The sequence below is a fragment of the Chryseobacterium indoltheticum genome (genome assembly GCF_003815915.1).
GTDB lineage: Bacteria > Bacteroidota > Bacteroidia > Flavobacteriales > Weeksellaceae > Chryseobacterium > Chryseobacterium indoltheticum.
On record NZ_CP033929.1, the window covers coordinates 3,201,581 to 3,223,613 of the forward strand.

At 36.1% G+C, this 22,033-nt stretch carries 19 protein-coding genes; 2 read left to right on the forward strand and 17 right to left on the reverse strand.

The features are described 5' to 3' along the window. Positions 1-10: 10 nt before the first annotated feature. The 14 genes from EG358_RS14870 to EG358_RS14930 form a co-directional block, all read right to left on the reverse strand. Positions 11-2,845 carry a hypothetical protein gene (locus EG358_RS14870; RefSeq protein ID WP_076560845.1) on the reverse strand — a complete coding sequence of 945 codons (2,835 nt, stop codon included), beginning with the start codon at positions 2,843-2,845 and terminating at the stop codon, positions 11-13. A gap of 24 nt (positions 2,846-2,869) precedes the next feature. Beyond that, complete coding sequence (locus EG358_RS14875) at positions 2,870-5,920, reverse strand: baseplate J/gp47 family protein (protein ID WP_076560843.1); 3,051 nt, start codon at positions 5,918-5,920, stop codon at positions 2,870-2,872. Between the two features lie 88 nt (positions 5,921-6,008). Further along, the gene (locus tag EG358_RS14880) at positions 6,009-6,419 is read right to left on the reverse strand and encodes a GPW/gp25 family protein (RefSeq protein ID WP_076560841.1); all 411 of its coding nucleotides are present in this window, start codon (positions 6,417-6,419) and stop codon (positions 6,009-6,011) included. 151 nt (positions 6,420-6,570) lie between these two features. Then, positions 6,571-6,861: a PAAR domain-containing protein gene (locus EG358_RS14885; protein ID WP_076560838.1), complete on the reverse strand. Its 291-nt coding sequence runs from the start codon at positions 6,859-6,861 to the stop codon at positions 6,571-6,573. A gap of 2 nt (positions 6,862-6,863) precedes the next feature. After that, positions 6,864-8,609 (reverse strand): type VI secretion system tip protein VgrG, encoded by a 1,746-nt coding sequence (gene vgrG, locus EG358_RS14890; RefSeq protein WP_076560835.1) that lies wholly within the window; start codon positions 8,607-8,609, stop codon positions 6,864-6,866. Position 8,610: 1 nt separating this feature from the next. Next, entirely contained in the window at positions 8,611-9,330 is a 720-nt protein-coding gene (locus EG358_RS14895; protein WP_076560832.1) for a CIS tube protein, read from the reverse strand. Then, positions 9,330-9,491 carry a DUF5908 family protein gene (locus EG358_RS19720; RefSeq protein ID WP_164462484.1) on the reverse strand — a complete coding sequence of 54 codons (162 nt, stop codon included), beginning with the start codon at positions 9,489-9,491 and terminating at the stop codon, positions 9,330-9,332. The genes EG358_RS14895 and EG358_RS19720 overlap by 1 nt, the downstream gene beginning before the upstream one ends. Positions 9,492-9,689: 198 nt before the next feature. After that, entirely contained in the window at positions 9,690-10,157 is a 468-nt protein-coding gene (locus tag EG358_RS14900; protein WP_076560829.1) for a phage tail protein, read from the reverse strand. A 2-nt stretch (positions 10,158-10,159) separates the two neighbouring features. Next, a complete protein-coding gene (locus EG358_RS14905) occupies positions 10,160-10,591 on the reverse strand; it encodes a phage tail protein (RefSeq protein WP_076560825.1) in 432 nt (143 codons plus the stop codon). A 34-nt stretch (positions 10,592-10,625) separates the two neighbouring features. Next, positions 10,626-11,978: a phage tail sheath family protein gene (locus EG358_RS14910; protein WP_076560827.1), complete on the reverse strand. Its 1,353-nt coding sequence runs from the start codon at positions 11,976-11,978 to the stop codon at positions 10,626-10,628. 24 nt (positions 11,979-12,002) lie between these two features. After that, positions 12,003-12,434, reverse strand: coding sequence for a phage tail protein (locus tag EG358_RS14915; RefSeq protein WP_076560825.1), 432 nt, complete (start codon positions 12,432-12,434; stop codon positions 12,003-12,005). A 34-nt stretch (positions 12,435-12,468) separates the two neighbouring features. Then, a complete protein-coding gene (locus EG358_RS19855; RefSeq protein ID WP_076560823.1) occupies positions 12,469-14,052 on the reverse strand; it encodes a phage tail sheath family protein in 1,584 nt (527 codons plus the stop codon). Between the two features lie 77 nt (positions 14,053-14,129). Then, entirely contained in the window at positions 14,130-15,896 is a 1,767-nt protein-coding gene (locus EG358_RS14925) for a phage tail sheath family protein (protein WP_076560821.1), read from the reverse strand. Between the two features lie 43 nt (positions 15,897-15,939). Then, positions 15,940-16,509, reverse strand: coding sequence for a DUF4255 domain-containing protein (locus EG358_RS14930; RefSeq protein WP_076560819.1), 570 nt, complete (start codon positions 16,507-16,509; stop codon positions 15,940-15,942). A 712-nt stretch (positions 16,510-17,221) separates the two neighbouring features. On the opposite strand from EG358_RS14930, the gene EG358_RS14935 reads away from it, so the two are divergent. Further along, positions 17,222-17,536 carry a hypothetical protein gene (locus EG358_RS14935; protein ID WP_076560817.1) on the forward strand — a complete coding sequence of 105 codons (315 nt, stop codon included), beginning with the start codon at positions 17,222-17,224 and terminating at the stop codon, positions 17,534-17,536. A 49-nt stretch (positions 17,537-17,585) separates the two neighbouring features. After that, positions 17,586-19,058, forward strand: a complete 1,473-nt coding sequence (locus tag EG358_RS14940) for a contractile injection system tape measure protein (RefSeq protein ID WP_076560815.1) — start codon at positions 17,586-17,588, stop codon at positions 19,056-19,058. 95 nt (positions 19,059-19,153) lie between these two features. On the opposite strand, the gene EG358_RS14945 is transcribed toward EG358_RS14940, so the two are convergent. The 3 genes from EG358_RS14945 to EG358_RS14955 all read right to left on the reverse strand — a co-directional run bounded on the left by EG358_RS14945 (position 19,154) and on the right by EG358_RS14955 (position 21,879). Beyond that, complete coding sequence (locus EG358_RS14945; RefSeq protein ID WP_076560942.1) at positions 19,154-19,903, reverse strand: M17 family peptidase N-terminal domain-containing protein; 750 nt, start codon at positions 19,901-19,903, stop codon at positions 19,154-19,156. Positions 19,904-20,081: 178 nt separating this feature from the next. After that, positions 20,082-21,452: an alginate export family protein gene (locus EG358_RS14950; RefSeq protein WP_076560813.1), complete on the reverse strand. Its 1,371-nt coding sequence runs from the start codon at positions 21,450-21,452 to the stop codon at positions 20,082-20,084. A 1-nt stretch (position 21,453) separates the two neighbouring features. Continuing rightward, positions 21,454-21,879: a DoxX family protein gene (locus EG358_RS14955; protein ID WP_076560811.1), complete on the reverse strand. Its 426-nt coding sequence runs from the start codon at positions 21,877-21,879 to the stop codon at positions 21,454-21,456. Between the last annotated feature and the right edge of the window lie 154 nt (positions 21,880-22,033).

Genomic DNA, 22,033 nt, shown 5'->3' on the forward strand with positions numbered 1-22,033 from the left:
TTTTTAGATTTTATATGTTTGATTGTCCTAATATTATTTTTCCGTCTGAGTTTTCATCATCCTCCGCTGCACAATCCAGAAGTTTTCCTGGTCTGTAAATATTGTTTAAGAAAGTAAGTGCGTCAACTAAATCACGGATACTGTTTCCTAAACTTGCAGTATTGTTTTTTGCTTTATCTGAAAGATATTTTTTTAGGGCAACTTCAAATCTTTCTAAGTCTTCCTGTGCGGTTTCTGTTTCGCTCATCCGGTCACCAACCCAGCAGATTTTTGCTAAAACATGAGCCGGAATTTCCTGCCTGATAACCGTCTCGGCATACCTTCTGAAATCAGGATCCTGAAAACGATAGGCAAAACCGGGAAGAACAACGCTTATACGGTAAGAATAAGGATCGTAAACATCTATTTCGCAATCATCTTCACAAGAAGTCATGAAGGTTTCCGAGACTTTTACAGGATCTTTTTGTATAGGAGGCTCTTCCTCAAGATCATAGGCTATTCTAAAAGTTTCACCAATCGACATACAGCCGATACCGCCCATGAGTTTGTAATCTTTTGTGGTTGGCTTTAGTAATAAATGCTCAACAAGGAAAATACCCTCTTCTGTAAACTCATATTTTAAATATTTTACCAATCTTACAATTCCTTTTTTTAATTCTTCGAGTGTAGAATAAGGATTTGTTTTTTTGTGAGCAGCAATTACATTTTGTTCAACGGAATCATCTACAATCTCCAGATAGAAGTTATCATTCAATGAAACACGGATTTTTATATTTCCGATTAAGCAGAAATTCTTTTCACATTTTTTTAATTCATCAATGGTTTTTTCAGGATTTTTCTCGTCTAATTTTTCTAAGGCATTGTTGAGATCTTCGAGGTCTATCTGAATGGTCTGATAAATCGCTTCATTCAGATTTTTGGTTGCAGCATATTCGATTTTGTAGGGTTTTACAGATGATAAAACAATATTGTTTTCGGCGTCTTTTATCTTCCAAGTATAGGTGTATTTACCATCATCATTCTTTGTTTTAATGATTGTAACAGGTGATTGAGATAAACTCCTCTGCGTATAATCTTTTAACCCCAACAGACGCGCTATTCTCTTCTGAACACCGGAAATATTATTGGTATTCCAAATATCTGAATCTGAAAACAATGTATAATTGTATCCTGTTCCCCGGTCCTTACTCAGTGATGTATACTCTTTTAGGAAGTTCTCTTTGTTACTTAAAACAATTTCGTCCGCAGAATTTCCATACAATGATTTCATCAAGAACGTATAATCGCTGAATGTTTCGGCAAAACGGGAAATCAAATGATCTAAAACTTCATTTCGGCGTTCCACACTGTTATCCAGCTCTTCGTATAACGAATCTGTAAGTTGATCATCGTTTTCAATGTCATAATCAGAAACCAATTCATCAAAACCTTTTATATTTTTAAGCGCCTGCGTAAAATAGGTTCTGGTGACACCTCCATTTACGCTCAATACTTCTTTTACTTTTTCAAGATGTTTGAAATAACTGGCAAGAATCTGATCAAAAAACAATAAATAACCTTTTAATTGTTTTGCAAGAGCTTCTCTTTCGGGATTATGATTTCCTATAATTCCTGACATTCCCACTCCATACGTATCGGGGAATTCATTCAGAATAGTAGCATAGTTTGCAATATCGTATGAAGTTCCCTGTGGTACAGGCAGTTCTTTATTTTGTCTCGCATCGTCTCTCAATACTTCTTCTTCTCTTTTAAGAGTTTCTAAATAATCCTGAACTTTTTGCTCATTGATATTTAGCGGAAGCGCACCTTTACTGTAGCTGAAAGAACTCAATTCGCAAAGCTCCGGTTTTCTGCCTTTTTCAATACAGATCAGCCAGTCGTTATTCTGTTTTACTACACTGTCGCAACCAGCAATAGAAATTTCATGAATTTCTTTAATGCCATCAATTTTCATGATTTCACTGATGATATCCGAAAGACGAACTTCTTTTCTCAGTTGGCTGTTTTTCAGTTCTTCAGTATCAATAAAGCCATTATCCAAAAGTGGTCCTTCAAAAATCTGATCTGTCGACAAACCTTTGTCCAGCATTTGCTGCAGTGAATAAAAATGAACTTCCGGAGATAAGTAATTGTTGATCGCTCTGGTTACTTTAGCATGCACCAATTCTTCATCAGCTTTATTGGCAAGTCCGATACGGGCACACACGGCAACTTTTTGGGTTTCAACCTGTTTAATTTCAGCTAAATCTTCACAAAGACTTCTGTTGGCGTGATAACGTTCCAAAATCATCGCTTTAACGCTAGAATCTCCGCATCCAATATCACTGGTATCAATATCTTCAGCATAATCTACATAAAGATCATACAGCCCTTTTACGTTGAAATCTTTTGTCTTTTCCCCGATCGGTACAAAGTCCAGATTTCCATTTTCGCAATCAACATACAGCTTTTCAGTTTTAGGAACCAGCCAGCAATTGCGGATCGGTCTTTTGGGTCCTGAAATCATGTTGATATCGATAAATAATTTCCTGTAGTCAAGTTCTGTTAAAGGTCTTGAAGGCAGAATCTCTGTAGCTTTTAAAAACTGTGAATGAATATTTTTCTCTTCGTCTTCAGATGCTAAGATATCTTCCATATTAAGATTCATTCTCATCCCGAGATCTGTAATGGCGTAACTTAAAACTTCCAGCGTGGTAATCCCGGGATCATGAGAATTGTAATCGGTCCAGAGTTTTCCTCCTAACTTTTCGATGTATTCAATACCTGTTTTTCTTAGAAAATGAAAATCGTTCTGGTCTTCAGTTTCTATATTTTTGGGTATACTTATGTGCTTATTTTCTGACATGATTATGTTTTCTTCTATTTATTATTAAATACATACTTGATTGGTAATACTCACGTTGTGTTGTTTGGCAGAGACCAAAATTGATTTCGGATCTACCTCGATCAGAGCTTGTTTTTGTATCACATTATTCACCAATATTTTCACCTCATCGATGTAATCTACATAATGCAGCTGCTCGAGGTAGGTAACAAGTTGATTAACATTCAGTACCACATTAAAATCAATATCTTTTGCATCTGTAAAAGCCCAGGGCGAAATGTATTTTTTGATATCTTCGTCTAGTTGCTTGAGGTAAAATGTTTCGTCATACTGCTCAAAGAATTTCACCTTTGTTTCTACTTTTACTTCTTTATAATTTGGGTTAATCACCTGAGCGGTAACATGCATCGTATTTAATTCATTTACATAATTTTGAATTCTATTTAAACTTGCTCTGCTTACTCTAGGCTGATAAATGTCGAAAGCATTTTTATTTTTAATATTGGGAACCACCATCAAGGTTACATATCCGGGAGCCATGTAAGATTTTTCGGAAGTATGATTTAAACATTTTACTTTAAAAACCTCCGGAAATTCCTGTAACACCAAATGCTCATAATCCCATTGTGTAATCGCTCTGTGTTTGTGTCTCAATCGTTCACTTACACGTCTGTAAAACTCTGTATCTGTTTCTTTGTATTTACCGTCAAATGAATTGTAAGGCTGGCTAACCGATTTTACCTGAGGAACTCTTGTGATGAGTTTTGAAATGGTGTTTGCAGCTAATCCGTTATTTAAATGAGAAAGATCATTATCCTGATTCTGGAAGGTTGCCAAAATAGCCTGTGTATATATTCCCTGAATTTTGCATACCGCATCATAACTTCTTTTTGATTTCGCTCTTATCCAGACCAATCCGTCAGTAAATCTTGTATGACTGGTGTCGATATCTTTAGAAATTTTAAACTTTACAATACCGGATTCCAAAAATTTTCTGGTTTCATTTTGTAGTATATTACCTGAAAGATCGATCCATGTATTGCCTGAAAGGATGCTCCATTCTATGAATTCTTTTTCGTCAAAAGTATCAACAATCGGGTTTTCGCTACCTTCCAGCATTTGAATTAATAGTGAAACTGTAGTTTGTGGCGTAGCTTCCAGACCGATGTATAATTCGCCTCCATTTTCGTGTACGGGAACAATATTCGGTACTTTTACTTCTTTTTCGTATTGCCCAAATGCATCTTCATGATACAATTGTACATCTTCACTTTTTGAAAAGTCTCCTTCAGAATCTTTTCTTAAATAAGAGTAAGCACTTTCTTTTGCACTGTAATTGAGTTCGATATCTTCAGCAAACGGAATATAAGGTTCATTTGGAATCAGTTTTCCCAGTTTAGAATCACTTGATAATGCCAAAGTATACAATTTGGGATATACATCCTGTAATGATGATTGGTTGAACGTCAATCTGATTGACTCACCTGTCCCCGATTTATCACTTACATTCCTGATAGAAAACTGAGTTTGATACCCGTTTTCTACTTTTTTAAATACATCAATATTACTAGCTTCCGGATACCAAATTTCTTTGTCTAATAGCGCTGTATCTACTTTAAAATAAGCATCAGAACCTACGACCGGAGTTTTTAGTGCCTGATAATCTGTTAAGCTGACATTTTGATTAGGTTTAATAACATATCCGTTGTATAAATCTTTTATAGATTCCGGAGTGTTCTTCCAATTGATGATAATGTCTGCGTTTTGCCATTTTTTAGAAAACATTTCAGGACATTTAATATAAAAATTGGATCCTTTAATCGGCTGTGCAGTGAATGGATAATACGATTTCTCTGAATTTAAAACGCCATTATCATTTTCTATCTGAATAGATTTTACTCCTTTTACATCAACCGATATTTCTATGTTTTTTATTAGTTTTTCTGAAAGAGCTTCATAAATATCGTAGTAATTTTCCCCTTCAATCATAAACCTTACGACCGGAAAGCTCGTCTGAAACGTTTCTAAAAGTACTTTCTTATTGTATTGTACAACTGCAGGGAAATCTTTTGGTAATGTAAAAGAAAGCTCTAATTGATCTTCTTCATTTTTAAGACATTTTAAAAAAATTCCTGATAGCCATTCTTTTTCACCACTACAAAGCACTTTGATATTATTTTGAATATCTCCTGTAGGAATCTTTTGTAATTTCTGACTAGAATTTTTATTAAAATCGATTTTTAGAGTGACCGTTCTTTCACCTTCTTTCAGATCAAATAATGATGAAGCCACCGAGAAACCCAGTTTAGCTTTTGGAAGCTCTTTATAAATAGATTTTTTTTCAGGAACTGTTTCATCAGAATTATATCCAAAAGGCCACCAATAATTGCTGTCTTCCGGTAATTTATCACCCAGACCATCTGCTGTATTTGCTTTCGGAGCCATTTTCAGCTCTCTTTTTTTGACATCGTTTAAAAAACTTTTTACCTCGACTACTTTTGCCTGATTGGCAATAAGATCATCATCTGTTTTGTAAACTAGTTTTTTCCCTTTAGCATCTTTATCGCCATCCAGCAATGTGCCGCCGGGAATTTTTTCCTGAATTGCTTTTTTTGCCAATTCAAAAATCACATACGCTTTGTCTGATTGGGCATCGTTTTTTTCAATTTGAAGTATTTCGTTATAATAGAAATCCAAATGTCTCTTCGTCAAATTATTGAAAGCTTTTTTTGAGAAATCTAATAATTTTAAAAAGCAAACAAATAATGTTAAATGAGGAGTCAAGTTGCTGTCTTGTTCAAACTGGGACATCAGATCTGCAACCTGTTTTTTCATACTTTTATACTCAACACTTTCTCTGCGCGGGATAGCATTGGCATCATCACCCAGGAAGAAGTTTCCCCAATTCCCTTTTGGTTTTGTATTATCATCTTTATCAAAATAGTTTACACGATTAGCAAAATTATTTGCGAATAACAGCCAATCAAACAAATCGAAATCGTGTAATTCAAGATTGCCCGGATCTAATTCTGCTAAAAAGCGCTGCATTTGTGATTTTCCTTCACGATAATGTGAAAATGTATCTGTTTTTTTCATTTGTTTATATTTATCTTTCTATGGTCAGATGCAATACTTATTGTAATGTTGGTAGTATTCAAAGTGGCTACAGACATCCCGTAATTCATTATATTTCAGTCGCTTCACCTTTATAAAAAGGAAAAACAATATTGCTTCTTGTATTCGTATTTCTTACTTCGTAGTCAATGTGTATCAAAACTTCTCCTTCAAGCTCGTCCTGAGTATCAATTTCAATACTTAAAATGTTTATTCTAGGCTCATGGTATAAAATAGCACGTTCAACGATTCCTTTCATTTGAGTGATCAGCGTTAAGTCTAGAGGTTTGAAGAGCATTTCCTGCAAATCGCATCCGTAATCCGGGAACATTACCCGTTCACCCGGTCTCGTTGACAATAAAATAATAAGACTGTTATTGATGTCTTCTACATCGGTGGTCATTGCCAGTTTTCCTTCAGTCTCATTAAACTCAGGCGGAAAACTCCAGCCTATTCCCAAAAAATCTGTATTTATTTTCATACGTTATTTGTATTATTAGTTATAGCATCTTGCATCTGTAACATAGAGTTTTAGTTTTTCTAACTGTTTTGTTATGGATGTTTTACATTTTTATTTTAGTTGAATGTTATTTAAATGCGGTTTATCACTGTGTAAAACTTGTCTTTAAACATCATCCACCAATTAAAACAGTAGCTTCGCCAGCGGATATTACACCTCCATGAGCTGTAGAATCTCCCATTCTTGCGGCTGGTTTTCCGCCAATCATGACACTTGAAGATCCTGCTGCGATAGTATCTGGAGGGCCTGTACATACTGCTTTGTCTCCTACTCTCGCTGCCGGTTTTCCTCCGATCAACACAGTCGGTTCCCCTGCCGGAATGATAGGACCTCCAACGTGTGGAGTTGTTCCCGTCACCATGGGACAGGTATGCATGTCTGTAATTCTTGCTGCCGGTTTCATGATTAATTAATTTTTACTTGAGATCCTTTTACGACTGTTACTGCTCCCGATTTAAGCTCAGAACCAGAGCTGCCTTCAGCTTTAAACTGGGCACTGGCTTTAATGTTGATATTGGTTCCTTCCATCGTAATGTCGCCTTTTGCCTTGATTTTGATGTCTTTTCCGCTTTCGATACTGATACCATCTTTATTAAGCGTAAGAATATTAGAATACTCATCTTCTATTTTAATAATGTCTGCATCTTCATCCAAAATCACTTTTTTGCCTTTTGGAGTTTCCAGCGTGTATGAAATTTTATCGTCATTAAAGATCATTTTCATTTCGCTTCGGGTTACAAATCCTTTTTCGTGATTATCATCAGAAGCTACAATGGGAGCCGGTTTGGCACTGCTGTTTAACATTCCAAGCACCACTGCGTCATTCGGGTCGTCATTGATGAATCCGATGATGACCTCATCTCCGATTTCCGGTCTGAAAAACGAACCTCTATTTTCTCCTGCATCCAGCGTAGCCACTCTCGCCCAAATTCCTTCTTCTTCGTTATTGATGATTGGGATTTGTACTAAAATTCTGTCTTCGCCATCCGGATCTGATTCTAATTGTGAAACAAGGCCAATGTGCAACCCGCTTATTGAAGGAATAATCCCTGAACCAGGCATTTCGCTCACATCATAAGTTTCTGAAAACCATGTTGGAGAAAGCCCAAACTGAGCATCAACCAGCCAATTTCCATCGGCAATTTCGTGACGAACACCTGTAACGTATATTTTTCCGTTGAATCTGTTTCCTACTCCCTCAAGTGTTAATGAAACTCCCGGTATTACCTCTGGAATTCCTTGAAATTGCACCCTTCCTCTCGTTCTTGCAAGCTGTTGGAAAGTTGCTTTTGCATCACTCCAATCTTGCAGTTCGTTTTGGGTAAGATTTCCGCCGTGTTTTAATTGTAAATCTTCAATTCCGAAAACTTTTGCCAAATCTCCTGACGTAAGATTTCCATTGAGTTTAATTGCAGGATCCTGAGCTTCAACTTCTGTTAATTCCTGATCGGTATAACTCCATGTTTTGGCTGTAATTTTATTGAATTGATCTCTTGCATCGATTTCTCCGTCAAATTCATGTACAGATGATCCGTAGACTACTGTTTCTACTTCTTTTCCACTAAAATCTGGCTTAGCAACTTTTATGGTTCCGTTTTCAACAAAACAAAGTTTACCGTTGGCTTGTGCTCTGGTTAGCATAAAATCCCAATCTGAAGATTGGTACTGCACCAGCTCTTTATGTGAATTTGAAGTCGCTTCTACATCGGCAGTTGCACCGCTGTTACCAATCAATTCTTCAATGATATCGCTGTCTTTACTGTCGTAGAAATACTTACTTTTTCTTCCTAAAGTCATTTTTACCGCCTTATCTCGGCATTCTATGATAAGATAAGAAGAGCCGTTTCTAACTTTTATGTTATGCTTTACAACAACTCCTTTAAAAATGGTTTCCTCTTCAGAATGGTATCCGGCAGTAATTTCAATTTCTTTTCCCGGAATTAAAAGGTCTTCATTACTTAATTTGAAATCTTGTTCTGGTACACTTCCATCTAAAATCACAATGCGGGCATAAGGAATTCTGTTGACTTCTTTTTCTACCACTATGCTTTTTACACCATATTTACCTGGCAATTCGGTACCTCCGGACATCACTTTAAAAGTAATCAGGTCCGGATTTTTTGCTGTTTTTATGTATCCGCTATTGTTCATGTTATGATATTTTATCTATGGGTGGAAAGTATACTTCACTTCCTGGTTTTAACTGTCTGAAGTTGACCAATCCGTTTACTTTAGCTACTTCTAAATAGTATTTAGAATCTCCATAGATTCTTTCGGTCATTAATGGTAGAGTGTCTCCATCTTGTACTATTCTCTTGTGTGTAAGATCCGGAGAAGATGTTTTTACCTCTTTTGCTGCAAGTTCTTGACTAATTGATTCACTAAATTTCGCTTTCCCAATGGCTCGTAATGGCCGCCCTTCATTGTCAAACAATTTATACTCGACAGTAAATTCTGCTAATACTCCTTTAAATTCAAAATCCCCCCAGTTAAGAATAACATTATAAGGTTTATGAATAAGACCATCAACCTGTCCTGTAGCTATATAAAAAGCTTCGACTTGCTTTTTTACTGATGTTTTTTCAAAAAATTTCCCTTTTATTTTATTGATAAGTTTATTGCCAGAAAAAGCTTCTGTTACACCTGTACCATCAAATAGAAATTCTAACTGTAAATCTGTTGAAGGTGACGCGACATATTTTTTAGTCTCTTTAGGCGCTCCTAATGGTTGACCAGGTTCCAGTTCTGTTTTATATGTAACGGAATAACCAGTAGGATTTATAAAAGCTGTAAAAGCTCCACTATCAACTCTTTTTTTATAATCAGAGTCTTCATATGTTCCTATTGTAAGTTTTTGAATTGCTCCTCTCATTATCTTTCTTTTTTACGTTTTTCAATATTTACTACTTGCTCTACGCTTTCGCTGATTGCCCGCATAATTTGTGCTTCATCTACCGATGCGGTAGTTGTCGTTGCTTCTGCTTTTTCGTCCACATTTATTTTAATGTGAAGCTCTTTTATTTCTATTGGCATTTCGTTTGTTTTTAATCAATTATTAATATTCAAAACACTAATAACCAATGATTTAACATGTATATTTTTAAAAATCTAAGCACACAAAGAGTGCATTCAGTCTTGTTATAGACCAATCTTTTGTTTTTTATCTGAAAAATTTTGCTGAATGTTATCTGAAAACTAACACACTTTCAGGTGCTTAGATTAGATTAGAAATTACAAGCCTAAGCTTGCTAACGATGAAGGTATTGTGAAATATCTATATTTCAGTTCTATTGTTTCAATAGCAAGTTTGCTTTCTTCTGCGTTGAATTCTGAAACGTTCCATTTTACAGGATATGCCCCAACTACATTCCAAACCATTAAAGGTGCTGTAGATTGTAGGCCTCCTGAAAGAGTAATGATAAGGTCTCTGGGTTCAAACTCAAAGTTTTCCATTGCATTTCTGCACCAGCTTATCAATCCGGAACTTACGATTAAACCACGCTTAAGAACTAAATTTTCATATTTTGGTCTCAAAGGAAGCTGATGAAGAAATCTGTTTTCGCCTCCTTCGGCATATTCTTCAGTTACAATTTCTGTTGATAAACCAGATATAGACTGAAATCTGGAGTCAATACCCTCTGTTGTTGAAATCCCATTAACAATAAAAGAGAAACTAGTTGGAGGATATAAAAGAGCCATGATTAGTTATTTTCGATCGTTAATCCTTCGTGTGCAATTTCCAGAGTTTCAATAGCGACCTCATTACCTTCAGCCTTCAAATCTGTTGCATTTACTTTAAGCGGGAATGCATTTTTTACTTTCCAGGTAACTGCCGGCTCTCCATTTTCATCTAAAAGTGAGATGGTAATTGATCTTCTTTCTACCGTATTTAACTGAATTGATTGGAACCAAGTAAAAAACTCGTTATCGCTTTTGAAAGTTCCTCTCTTTAAAGTAATGTTGCTGAAAGTCTTCAGTCCCGGCATTTTAATCTTGCTGAAATCCGGACTTGCGCCATGTCTGTATTCAATTAAAGCTGCTTCAGCATTCAAACCGCTTACTTCCTGAAATCCTACTTTTGTTCCGCCCCAATCTACTTCAAAGGCAAATTTTACTAATGGATATGTATTCATAATTATTTATATTTAATTTGTTGTTTTAATTATTTTATGCTTCTTGAAGCTTGTGTGAAAAACGTAGCACGATAAACTCAGCAGGACGTACCGCAGCCATACCCACTTCAATGACCATTCTGCCTTCCAGAATATCCTGAGCCGACATTGTTTTATTCAAACCAACGCTTACGTAATAAGCTTCTTCAGGCTTGCTTCCTGCCAATGCTCCGTCTTGCCATTGTTGGTTTAGGAAATTCTCGATCATTGTTTGTACACGAATCCAGGTATTAGCAGTATTCGGTTCGAAAACGAAACGCTCTGTAGCTTTTTTTACAGACTCTTCTACCATGTTGAAGAAACGACGTACAGAGATATATCTCCACTCATTGCTGTTTCCGTCTAATGTTCTTGCGCCCCAAACTAATGTTCCTTTTCCGGTAAAAGTTCTGATTGCGTTGATTGATTTACCAGCCGTTGCATCTACATTAAGATTTTCCTGATCTTCGTGAGAAATTTTAATTTTGGGCTCTTGTACGAAGTTCAGTCCTACATTTGCCGGTGATTTCCATACTCCTGAAGTACTGTCTACTTTAGCGTATACTCCGGCCATTGCTGATGATGGAGTCATTACTACTTTTTTAGACTCAATTGCTGCTTTAGCTAAGTTGTATAGTTCAGAGTCATGCGTTTTCCAGTACTCTAGAGTATGCTCAGCAATCATAACTGTTGGATCATAACTGTAAGTTAAAACCGTTTCTAATTTTGGGTAATAAGCAGCTCCATATTTTAAACGCTCTCCACTAGGGCCAGATCCAACATTATCTCTGAAATCCTTAACTGCATCAGCAGTATTTCCGACAACGTCCATAATGACAAATCTGTCTTTTAATAATTCTGCCTGATCTAAAGCTAATTCATATAAATTATAAGCTTTTAGTCCATCTAAACCTTCAGCATCAGGGAAAACAATAAGAGTTGGCTCGTCTTCTTTTTCTAAAGTAGCAAGACCAGCTTTCAACTCATCTAAATCTACTGCATCTACTCCAGTTGGGTAACCTACAGCGCTTCCTACAGAAACGATATAACATGGTCCACCACCATTGGCAAAATACATTTGCATCGCATAATACATTTTGAAAGGACTAGGTGCTAAAGTCGCAGTAACAGCTCTGGGTTTAACTGTTGGAGTCGTAGTCGCTGGAACTTCAGTAAGTGAAAAAGTTTCAGCTTTTGCTTTTCCAAAAATCGTTTCGTATTCCAACATAGAAGAGATTCTTGTTGGTTCATTTCTTGGGCCTTCTGCTGTATATCCGATAAAAGCAGGGATAGCCGTTTCTACTTGTGCTACAGATGGTGGGAATTTTGCAATTTCCTCAACGTAGACTCCAGGTGTTTTGTAATTCATTTTTTTTAAATTTAAAAGTTAATATTAGTTATTTTCAATAGTTAATCCTTCGTGTGCAATTTCCAGAGTTTCAATAGCGACCTCATTACCTTCAGCCTTCAAATCTGTTGCATTTACTTTAAGCGGGAATGCATTTTTTACTTTCCAGGTAACTGCCGGCTCTCCGTTCTCATCTAAAAGTGAGATGGTAATTGATCTTCTTTCTACCGTATTTAACTGGATGCTTTGGAACCAAGTAAAAAACTCGTTATCGCTTTTGAAAGTTCCTCTCTTTAAAGTAATGTTGCTGAAAGTTTTCAGTCCCGGCATCTTAATCTTGCTGAAATCCGGACTTGCTCCATGCCTGTATTCAATTAAAGCTGCTTCGGCATTCAAACCGCTTACTTCCTGAAATCCTACTTTTGTTCCGCCCCAATCTACTTCAAAGGCAAATTTTACTAATGGATATGTATTCATAATTATTTATATTTAATTTGTTGTTTTACTTATTTTATGCTTCTTGCAACTTGTGTGAAAAACGTAGCACGATAAATTCAGCAGGACGTACCGCAGCCATACCCACTTCAATGACCATTCTGCCTTCCAGAATATCCTGAGCCGACATTGTTTTATTCAAGCCAACGCTTACGTAATACGCTTCTTCTGGCTTGCTTCCTGCCAATGCACCGTCTTGCCATTGTTGATTTAAGAAATTCTCGATCATTGCTTGTACACGGATCCAGGTATTTGCAGTATTTGGCTCGAAAACGAAACGCTCTGTAGCTTTTTTCACAGACTCTTCTACCATGTTGAAGAAACGACGTACAGAGATATATCTCCACTCATTGCTGTTTCCATCCAAAGTTCTTGCGCCCCAAACTAATGTTCCTTTTCCGGTAAAAGTTCTGATCGCATTGATTGATTTACCACCATTTGAATCGATATTGAGAGCATCCTGATCTCTATCAGAAATTTTAATTGTCGGCTCCTGTACGAAGCTCAGTCCTACATTTGCCGGCGATTTCCATACTCCTGAAGTACTGTCTACTTTAGCGTACACTCCGGCCATTGCTGATGATGGAGCCAAGACTACAGGTTTAGATTCGATTGCTTTTTTAGCTTGATTGTAAAATTCTGAACTTGAAGTTTTCAGCTCTGCTAAATTTGTTACACCAGAAACACCCATTACAGAAACATTTGCGTCTTTGAAATCATAGCTCAACACTGTTTTTAATTTTGGATAATATGCTGCGCCGTATTTTAAGCGTTCACCACTTTGTCCGGAAGAAGGACCTGAATCTCCTTTAAATGCAGAAATTTCTCCAAGAACATCCATAATGACGAATCTGTCTTTTAATAACTCTGACTGATCTAAAGCCAGATTATATAAATTATACGCATTAGCAGCTGCAGCGTTGGAGTTTGCAGTAGTAACCTTTGTTAAATTAGTGTTTGCAATCGTAGCAACTGCATTAGCTGTTAATGCATCAGCATTAGCATCTGTCAAAGCCTTACTGGCTTGCGCCAATTCTTCAGGCGTACCGTTATCTTCTGCATCATCAAATACAGCCTGAGCAGCTACAACTGCTGTATTTGCAAGTGTAAGTTCGTGTTGAGCAAGGTCTTTAACCTTTTGTGCAGCAACTACATCAGCCGAACTAGCAACCAAACCTTGAAGATCAGGGAAAACGATCAATGTAGGCTCGTCTTCTTTTTTTAATAAGTCGAGGCCTGCTTGTAATTCAGCTAAACTTACTGCTGAATAATAAACATTCTCAGCTCCTACAGAAACGATATAACAAGCGCCACCACCATTGGCAAAATACATTTGCATGGCATAGTACATTTTAAAATCGCTTACCTTAGTTTGTGTTGCTGTTGCAACGCCGTCTTTGAAAGCTACAGCAAAAGTTTCAGGGTTTGCTTTTCCAAAAAGTGCTTCGTACTCCAACATTGAAGAGATTCTTGTCGGCTTATTTTTTGGTCCATCAGCGGTATATCCAATAAAAGCGGGAATAGCTGTTTCAACTTGCGCTACGGAAGGTGGGAATTTTGCCTGTTCCTCCACATAGACTCCAGGGGTTTTGTAATTCATTTGTTAAAAATTTAAAATTAATATTAATTATTCCTCGAAGTAAAAACTTCGAATGTTCATTCGTGATCGATTGAGTTTTAGGATTGTTGTAATTTGTGTGAGAACTTCAGGATGATAAACTCTGCCGGGCGTACCAATGCTATTTTGATTTCTACAATCATCGTATTGGTAATATTTTCAGTGATTGGATCTTTGCTGCCGTAGACTTTTACTTCATACGCTTCTTTGGGAGTATTACCCGCCAATGCGCCTTCCATCCATTGCTGATTAAGAAAATTCTCCAACATTGTTTTTGCTCGTAACCAAGTGTAGGATATATTGGGCTCGTTAATAAATTTTGCCAGCGCATCACTTATCGATTGATTAATCATCTTATAATATCGACGTACATGCACGTATTTCCATTCATTGTCTTTATTTTCTTTTTTGTCTTTCGCATCGAGGGTTCTGGCTCCCCAAACTAGGGTTCCTTTTCCTGTAAATGTTCGGATTGCATTAATTGATTTTCCGGAATCGTGAATGTTGAGGTCTGACTGTTCCTGATCAGAAATTTTTTCTGTTGGGTTGATTACATAACTAAGACTTACGTTGGCCGGAGCTTTCCAAACTCCTCTTGTACTGTCTATTCTTGCATACACGCCTGCCATTGCTGATGATGGTGGCACAACAACTTTTAAAGATTTTATAGCTTCTTTTATCTCACTGTATAATAAAGAATCGGATGATTGCAAATTTTTAAGTAGTAATCCGTTTGCATTTCCTTTTTGATCTTTTACGTTGAGGATAGCATTTTTTAATCCTTCGAATTCTCCACTAAAAATAGGTGCGCTTTCGTCTAAATCTTCTGGTACAATAAAATCATCAATTGTCCCATCATATATAGCTTCCAACACTACTTTTGCTTCATTTATTGCCTCTTTTAAATCAGCTTTTGCATTCACTGTTTCATCGGTTGATTCATCAGCTGTTGCAATAACCTCTTGCGCAATTGCAATAGCTTGTCCCAATAAATCAGCCAGTACAAAACCATTTGCGGAGCCACCGGAAATCTCGTCACTCGCCAAATTTTTCAGCTCATCTAAAGCAGCAATCTCACCGGCATAAAAAACAGCACTGTCTTCTCCTTCTTCCTGTAAACCAGCATGTACAATCGGCGTTTCATCCTCATCGAAAGTGTAATTCAAAATAGTTTTAAGGTGCGGAAAATAAGCTGCAGCATGGCTGGTCGGGTTGACTTCTCTTCTAAAATTCCCAATGGTATCAAGACCGTTTGATATCGTTGCAGAATTTCCTTCGTAAGTATCTAAAATGGCAAACCTATTTTTCGTCTCTAGCTTTCCTATTGTATAATTATACAGCTCATAAAAGTTGGGTTCTGCTAACGATATTGCGTCAGGACAAAGAATAAGAATCGGATCTTTAATAGCTTTTAAGGTTTCGATCTTGTCTAATCCGTTTTTCAGTGAAGATAACTGTACTCCTGCAGAAGCCGAAGCATAAGTGCCCACAGAAATAATATAGCATGGGCCGCCGCCATTGGCAAAATACATCTGAAGCGAATAGTACATTAAAAACTGTACCTGCGGTTCTACAACAGTTACTCCTTTACCTTCTACATCTTTTAGCTGAAGTTTTTCTTTTTTAGCTTTTCCGAACTGATCTTCATAGTCTAAAAGAGAACTGATTTTAAGCTTTTTATTCTCGTTATCATTAATATCATAACCTTCGGGTATTTGCTCAGTATACCCAATGAATACAGGTATAGCGGTATCTACTAATGTGACTGAATACGGAAGTTTTGTAATTTCTTCAACCGAAACACCTGGTGTTGTTGGATTTAGCATGTTTAAAAATTTGAAAAATGGTTATTAGTTTTTGTTTTTATGGTCAATTAATTTTAATGCTTTGTACATTAATGTCATGTATTAATTCAATAGAAGTTTCCTCTTTAGCCACAATTTTTATCACACTGATTTTATACAAGACAGAAGGCATCACCTTTCCGCCCAATAATCCCCAGATATAACTTAGCTGATCAAAAGGGACAGAGTGTAATTCGATTCTGAATTTAAAATCATTTTCTCTGTTGTCTTGCGGATCGATATATTCTAAAACGTTGTTGGTCTGAAACACCTCGATAACTTTTGAAATATTTGCTAAAGCATTCGCATAAGTCGATCTGTTGGCAGAAATCATCACATATAAGTTTAAATAAGCCGGCGGACTCTCCATTTTCATATCAAACTGAGCCGGGTTTTCACTTATCACTTTATTGTATCGTGATCTGTTTTTTAATGTTGATTCTTCCTCAACGTTGAGTAGACTGATTACCACCTTATTGTCGAGACCTGAAGTGTCATCATCATGTTTTGCTATGTCATCAACAACAGCAATATCAACTAAACCTTCCGAATCATTCAGTTGATCTTTTAAAATTGTCAATACTTCGTTTATCATAATTTCTGTTCTTAATTATTATGCTGCAAACATACAATCATCGCCAACCAAAAGACAAATATTTCGGGGGCTCTAACCTGTCTTTGCAGTAAATTATATTTTCACTTAGTTTTGAAAACAGTAAGGAATAATTCAATTAAAACACTGAAAATCAATTTTTTAAAATATAATTTAAAAAACAAAACTTAAATAAAAATTATTTTAATCTAATCATAGTGAAATTTAAGCTTGGGAATTAGGTTACTTTTTTTGTGAAAATTATTGTATTTAAAGATCAGATTGATGAAATAATTAAATGCGAATTTTTGTGATTTCAGATCTGTTTTTTCGAAATTAATATTTCAATCTATTATCACAAAGTTGTAGTTAATTTTCGTGTCCGAATCTTTTGTGAACGACAACTTTTTAGATATTTTCCTACTGTTTAGATAAACGACAAAAATCCTAGCCCCGATTGCAATGAAAATCCTTTTTTGCCAAAAAAGATTGTAATGAAAAGCGGGATAAAGCTCCAAAAAAATAATAAGTTCGATCTTTTCTTAGTAAAAAGTGTTCCCTATTTCGTCAAAATACTTTCAAAAATTGCAAAACCGCATCATCAGGAAATAATATTTTGCTTTTACTGCAAAGACAGAATAGAGCCGCCTTATAATTCGTAAAATGTCTTTTGTTCGTCTAATTTTGACCCCAGTAATTTTAAAACATTAATCACATGAATATCAAGAAACTTTTTGGCAAGCGAAACGAAATCATCGGCGGCCATTTCAATGAATTACGGTCAAAAATAGGCTTGGCGAATCAAACCGAAGAATATGTTTTTTCTGTAAGAGAAGAAATCTGTAACCAATGCCCTTTGAAAAACGGCAACAATTGCAATGCCATGAAATGGCTAAATCCCAGCACATTGGAAGTTGCAGACTATCCAAAAGATGGTTTTATCAGAGGCTGCGGATGCAGATTGAGTGCAAAACAAAGATCAACATTAAGCCATTGTCCAGCAGGTTTTTGGGGAGGAGAATTCGACTAAAACAACGCAATTTACGGTGTCTTATTTTTTATAATTAAAACAATTTAGTGTGAATCAGGATCATATCATTCAGAAGGTTTTTGTTGAAATTACCATCAACAACAAAGAAAAAGCATTTAGCATTAAAGAAGACATTAATAACTTTTTGGCTATTGACGTTTTTCCGGAAATAGAAAAGTATATCAATGCTTTAGAATATAATTTTTCTGATCACACCCTTCAAATTCCCCGGTTAGAATTGAATTTGGATGTGAAAAACAGCTCACTAAATACAGAATTAAAAGATAAAATCACTCAGCTCTTTCAGGAAGAGCTTTCTGAAATGACGAAACCGGTTGAGAATTATGATCAAGAAACAGAAAGCGATTCTAAAGCCTATCTTATTGACAATGAAAGAAAATTAGTACAAACTTTTATCTATTTTTTAGAAAATGGCTACATGCCGTGGTGGAATTCGGATAAAAAAAGTATTGCCTTTTTGGAACCAAAAATATTTGAAACTTTGATTCTGATTAAGGATTTTAAGAAAAGTATCATTCCTGTTTTGTCGAAACAGAACGTTCAGGAACGAATTATCAGCCAACTTTCAAACGAACAGATTGCGGGATTATGTTTATCTATTTTAAAAGACACTGAATTAAAAATCAATTTAAATGTTGATATAATACAACAGATCTCAACACTGAATCATGCCGAAAGACAAATCGTCTGGCATCTGGTTTTGAATGTTTTATCTGAACACTTTAACTCATCAAATAATGGTCTCAAGGAATATCTTCTGCAACTAATTTTAAAGACAGAATCAGCTTCAACTGTTTTATCACACGCAAAAAGCAAGCTTCAGAATCTGAAAACAGTCATTGAAATATTTCCATTTATAAAAGAAGATGAGATTCTTGAAAACATTAAAAATAATTCAGAAGATAGCAGTGAAGATGCAGGAACGTCAATAGATACAACACATGAAAAGAATGATGCAACAAACCAGGAAGATATAATTCAAAACGACAAGGATTTAATTCAAAATGATGCGCAATATGTTCAGAATGCAGGACTTATTTTAATACATCCATTCATCAAAACCCTCTTTGAACATTGTGAACTTTTGCATCCGAAAACTCAGCAACTTACCGATCCTGAATTGTGTGCCCATTTATTACATTATATCGCTACCGGAAAAACTAACGCTCCTGAATATGATCTGGTTTTTGAAAAATTCTTGTGTAATATACCGACAAATCAAACCATTAACAGACACATCAAGCTTTCGAGAAAACATAAAACAGAAGCCAAAAATGTCATTGAAAGTGTACAGCACAACTGGAATTCAATGAGAAAATCATCTGTTGCACTCTTACAAAACGAGTTTTTTCAACGCTCGGGTAAATTGGTTGCCACCAATCATGAGTATACCCTGACGGTCGAAAGAAAAACACAAGACATTTTGCTTGAAAATTTGGGTTGGGGAATTGGTCTTGTAAAACTACCGTGGCAGGAAAAATTCATATTTGTAAACTGGTAATCAAAAATTATTATATTGCATTGAAATTACAGCCACAAAAAATTGCGCCACTTGTTTTAAAGTGGCGCAATCTGTTGATATAGTTAAAAAATCTATTATTTTTTATTCACTTCTGCGATTGCAGCCTGGATTCCGCCACCCGCAACTTCAAAGAAAGCCGGACCAGCCAACAAATATACTTTTTCCAGTTTTTTTGTTTTGGAAAGATTATGTTCTCTTAAATAAATTTCCGAACGATTAGCCAAGACAACACCTTTTACCACATTTCCGGCAACTAAAGCGGTTGAAGAATCTATTCCGGCATCTTTTAAATCACTTGCAAACGCAAAATTGGTCACGCCCAATCTCAAAGCTTCTCTGGTAGCCACTTCTGCTACGGAAGTCATCAGTTCGGGAGTAAAGTTGTTACGATCCCCTAAACCGATTAATAACAATTTTTTTGCTGACATAGAACCTGCGGGAGGTGTAATCAATAAGGTTTCCAGAGAATGTCCTTTGAATTGTCCAGACTGTCTGATTTTGGTAAATTCACCTTTCAAAGCTTCGTCCAAATGTACCAAACCATTTAAATTAGCCGGTAAAGCCTCAGCGCTGTGAATGTCGTTATCTGTATATTCGAAAACACAGGCAACCTGAAGTTCGGCGTCGGCCGATGATGGACCCTGAACCAATCCAATCATTGAAATTCCGTCCACTGAACCCCAATTTTTGGATGTTCCGATGGCTGTGGTTTTTGCAGTCGCGTTGGCTGTAGTTGTAGCAGTTTGCGCAAATGTAATAGTTGAAAATGCTAATCCTGCGATTAATAATGATTTTCTTAAAGTATTTTTTACGATATTTTTCATGATATTTTTTTTGTTTTTTAGCTTTAGCAGTTTACTATTGGCTGATGACACTTTTGTTAATTTATTTTTGTTTTAATGTTATTCAAAGGTAGTTTTAGAAATAACATTTGCCATTGATGTGAGATAAGTAATGAGACTAATTTTCAAATTGCCACATTCTCAAATTTTTAATTAATCTTTAAAATTTGAAAACAATTCTTGAGTTGATAAACAATCCGTCTTTGTCATTTTCAATAATATCATCCACAAAATCGCCGGTTTTGAAATACTGAATTCCCGTATTGAAAGTGAAAAATTTATTGATTTTATAATTAAAGCTTCCTAAAAAAGCGGTTCCAATGTATTTCTTTTTAGAATCCATTGAAGTCAGGTTTAAAGAACCGCTCGGTCTATAAACGCCGTCCTGCGTAGAATATCTCCAGTTGAAAACCACATCGGCCTGCACCGTCATTTTGCTGTTCAAATCTACGGTTGCATACGGATGAATGTCAATTAAATTCACAGGTCCTATTTGCGGATTGAACCCAAAATAACCGCCTTTTGGATATAATGGATTGAAAGTTCCCAATTTTCCGTCTTCTCTGTTTCGGTCTCCGGAAATGTAATCGTTTCGAAGATTGATGGTTGGTTTTCCTTTCACATTTTCGAATAGATATCCGATGTCTGCAGAAACAGTCCACGCGCTGATGGTTCCTTTATTAAAATTTCCAAACTGATAAGCGCCTTCAAAATTATAAATAAATCCGCCGCCATATCTGTAGAATCTTCCGCCCAAAGTATGTCTGGTTTCATCGCCTGTTCCATCTTCAAAACGGGTTTCCTTTCGGTGAATTCCCAAATAATAAAATTCCAGATTCCCGCTTTTCGGAAGAGCCAAAGTGTTGTAACTTCCCCAGAGATTAACCGATTTTGAAGGTTTATTATCAAAAACTCCGGTACTGATTTCACTCGCCATCATCATAAACGCATCCGATTTAAAGTTTCCTCTTTTGTACATCAGTTTCAGTCCGTCAAAATACAGCCTCAAATTCGGACCTTCACGCACAGAAATAAGTCTTCCGCTTCCGTAATCCAACTCCTGCCTTCCGGCACGAACAGTCAATTTTTCTTTTTCATTTTTAATGGCATCAACGTCGATGAAAAGGTTTTGAACATTCAAATGGTCTTCATCAATCGGTCTCGGTCCATTTTTCCTCCCGTTTTCCCAGGCACTTCTCAACTGTCCGAAAACTCTCACTCGTGAACCTAAATGCAAATCTGCGTGAACCGCATATCTTTGAATAAAAAACGGGTTGCTTCCGATTCCCAATCTTCCCCAGTCTTCATTATTAAATTCCACAAACTCTGCTCTCGCCTCTCCGCCTAATGATAAATATGTATTGTTATTTTTTTCGGAAAGCGGAATGTATTTGATGGAATTGTAAAAAGTATCTGCAGAATCTTTGTATGTTGAATAATCTTCATCAAACCTCATCAATTTAAATTGACCTGAAACTACTGTTGGTAGCATAATCTGGACAATCAATACTATCTTAATCAGATTTTTCATTTTAAATTTTTCTTAAATATTGATCGATTGAGTATTTTCCAGGACCAACAAAAAGCAGAAACAGATAACACAGACTGTACATAAACGGCGTGTCTTTTATCAGCAAAGCATCGTTCCAGTGAAGTATAAAATATCCGGTCAAAGTCACCGCTAAAATTGGCAGAATTGCTATTCTTGTGAATAATCCGAAGATGACAAATACAGGAAATACCAGATTGGCTGCGTCTGCAAAAAGACTGTTGAATGCTTCCGGAAGATGTAAAGGATTCGGAACCTGTTCTGCTTCTGCAACGCCTACTCCGAGTTTTTTCATTCCGTGGGCAACAATTAATTCTAATGATAATGCAATTCTGAAAACGAATAATGCCAAGTGAATTAATTTGCCTTCGAGGTTTGTATTGATGATAGTTTGGATGAGCTTTTTCATTATTTTTAGGTTTGAGTTTTCGGGTGTGTATTGAGTTATTTTGATTGTCAGTTTTAAACCACCTCGTCAAAAATTCTTTGAATTTTCGCTACCAGTGCCTCAATTTTTTTTACTTATTTAATTGTTTCGGCGAATCTCGTTCCTCGATTTCCAG

Excerpts from the sequence above, each read along its gene's own strand:
- EG358_RS14895 (WP_076560832.1), bottom strand. The coding sequence starts at position 9,330 with ATGAGAGGAGCAATTCAAAAACTTACAATAGGAACATATGAAGACTCT.
- EG358_RS14955 (WP_076560811.1), bottom strand. The coding sequence starts at position 21,879 with ATGAAAAAGCTCATCCAAACTATCATCAATACAAACCTCGAAGGCAAA.
- EG358_RS14945 (WP_076560942.1), bottom strand. The coding sequence starts at position 19,903 with ATGAAAAATATCGTAAAAAATACTTTAAGAAAATCATTATTAATCGCA.
- EG358_RS14950 (WP_076560813.1), bottom strand. The coding sequence starts at position 21,452 with ATGAAAAATCTGATTAAGATAGTATTGATTGTCCAGATTATGCTACCA.
- EG358_RS14870 (WP_076560845.1), bottom strand. The coding sequence starts at position 2,845 with ATGTCAGAAAATAAGCACATAAGTATACCCAAAAATATAGAAACTGAA.
- EG358_RS14930 (WP_076560819.1), bottom strand. The coding sequence starts at position 16,509 with ATGATAAACGAAGTATTGACAATTTTAAAAGATCAACTGAATGATTCG.
- EG358_RS14910 (WP_076560827.1), bottom strand. The coding sequence starts at position 11,978 with ATGAATTACAAAACACCTGGAGTCTACGTTGAGGAAATTGCAAAATTC.
- EG358_RS14880 (WP_076560841.1), bottom strand. The coding sequence starts at position 6,419 with ATGAAAATAAATACAGATTTTTTGGGAATAGGCTGGAGTTTTCCGCCT.
- vgrG (WP_076560835.1), bottom strand. The coding sequence starts at position 8,609 with ATGAACAATAGCGGATACATAAAAACAGCAAAAAATCCGGACCTGATT.
- EG358_RS14900 (WP_076560829.1), bottom strand. The coding sequence starts at position 10,157 with ATGGCTCTTTTATATCCTCCAACTAGTTTCTCTTTTATTGTTAATGGG.
- EG358_RS14925 (WP_076560821.1), bottom strand. The coding sequence starts at position 15,896 with ATGCTAAATCCAACAACACCAGGTGTTTCGGTTGAAGAAATTACAAAA.
- EG358_RS14915 (WP_076560825.1), bottom strand. The coding sequence starts at position 12,434 with ATGAATACATATCCATTAGTAAAATTTGCCTTTGAAGTAGATTGGGGC.
- EG358_RS14905 (WP_076560825.1), bottom strand. The coding sequence starts at position 10,591 with ATGAATACATATCCATTAGTAAAATTTGCCTTTGAAGTAGATTGGGGC.
- EG358_RS14885 (WP_076560838.1), bottom strand. The coding sequence starts at position 6,861 with ATGAAACCGGCAGCAAGAATTACAGACATGCATACCTGTCCCATGGTG.
- EG358_RS19720 (WP_164462484.1), bottom strand. The coding sequence starts at position 9,491 with ATGCCAATAGAAATAAAAGAGCTTCACATTAAAATAAATGTGGACGAA.
- EG358_RS14935 (WP_076560817.1), top strand. The coding sequence starts at position 17,222 with ATGAATATCAAGAAACTTTTTGGCAAGCGAAACGAAATCATCGGCGGC.
- EG358_RS14875 (WP_076560843.1), bottom strand. The coding sequence starts at position 5,920 with ATGAAAAAAACAGATACATTTTCACATTATCGTGAAGGAAAATCACAA.
- EG358_RS19855 (WP_076560823.1), bottom strand. The coding sequence starts at position 14,052 with ATGAATTACAAAACCCCTGGAGTCTATGTGGAGGAACAGGCAAAATTC.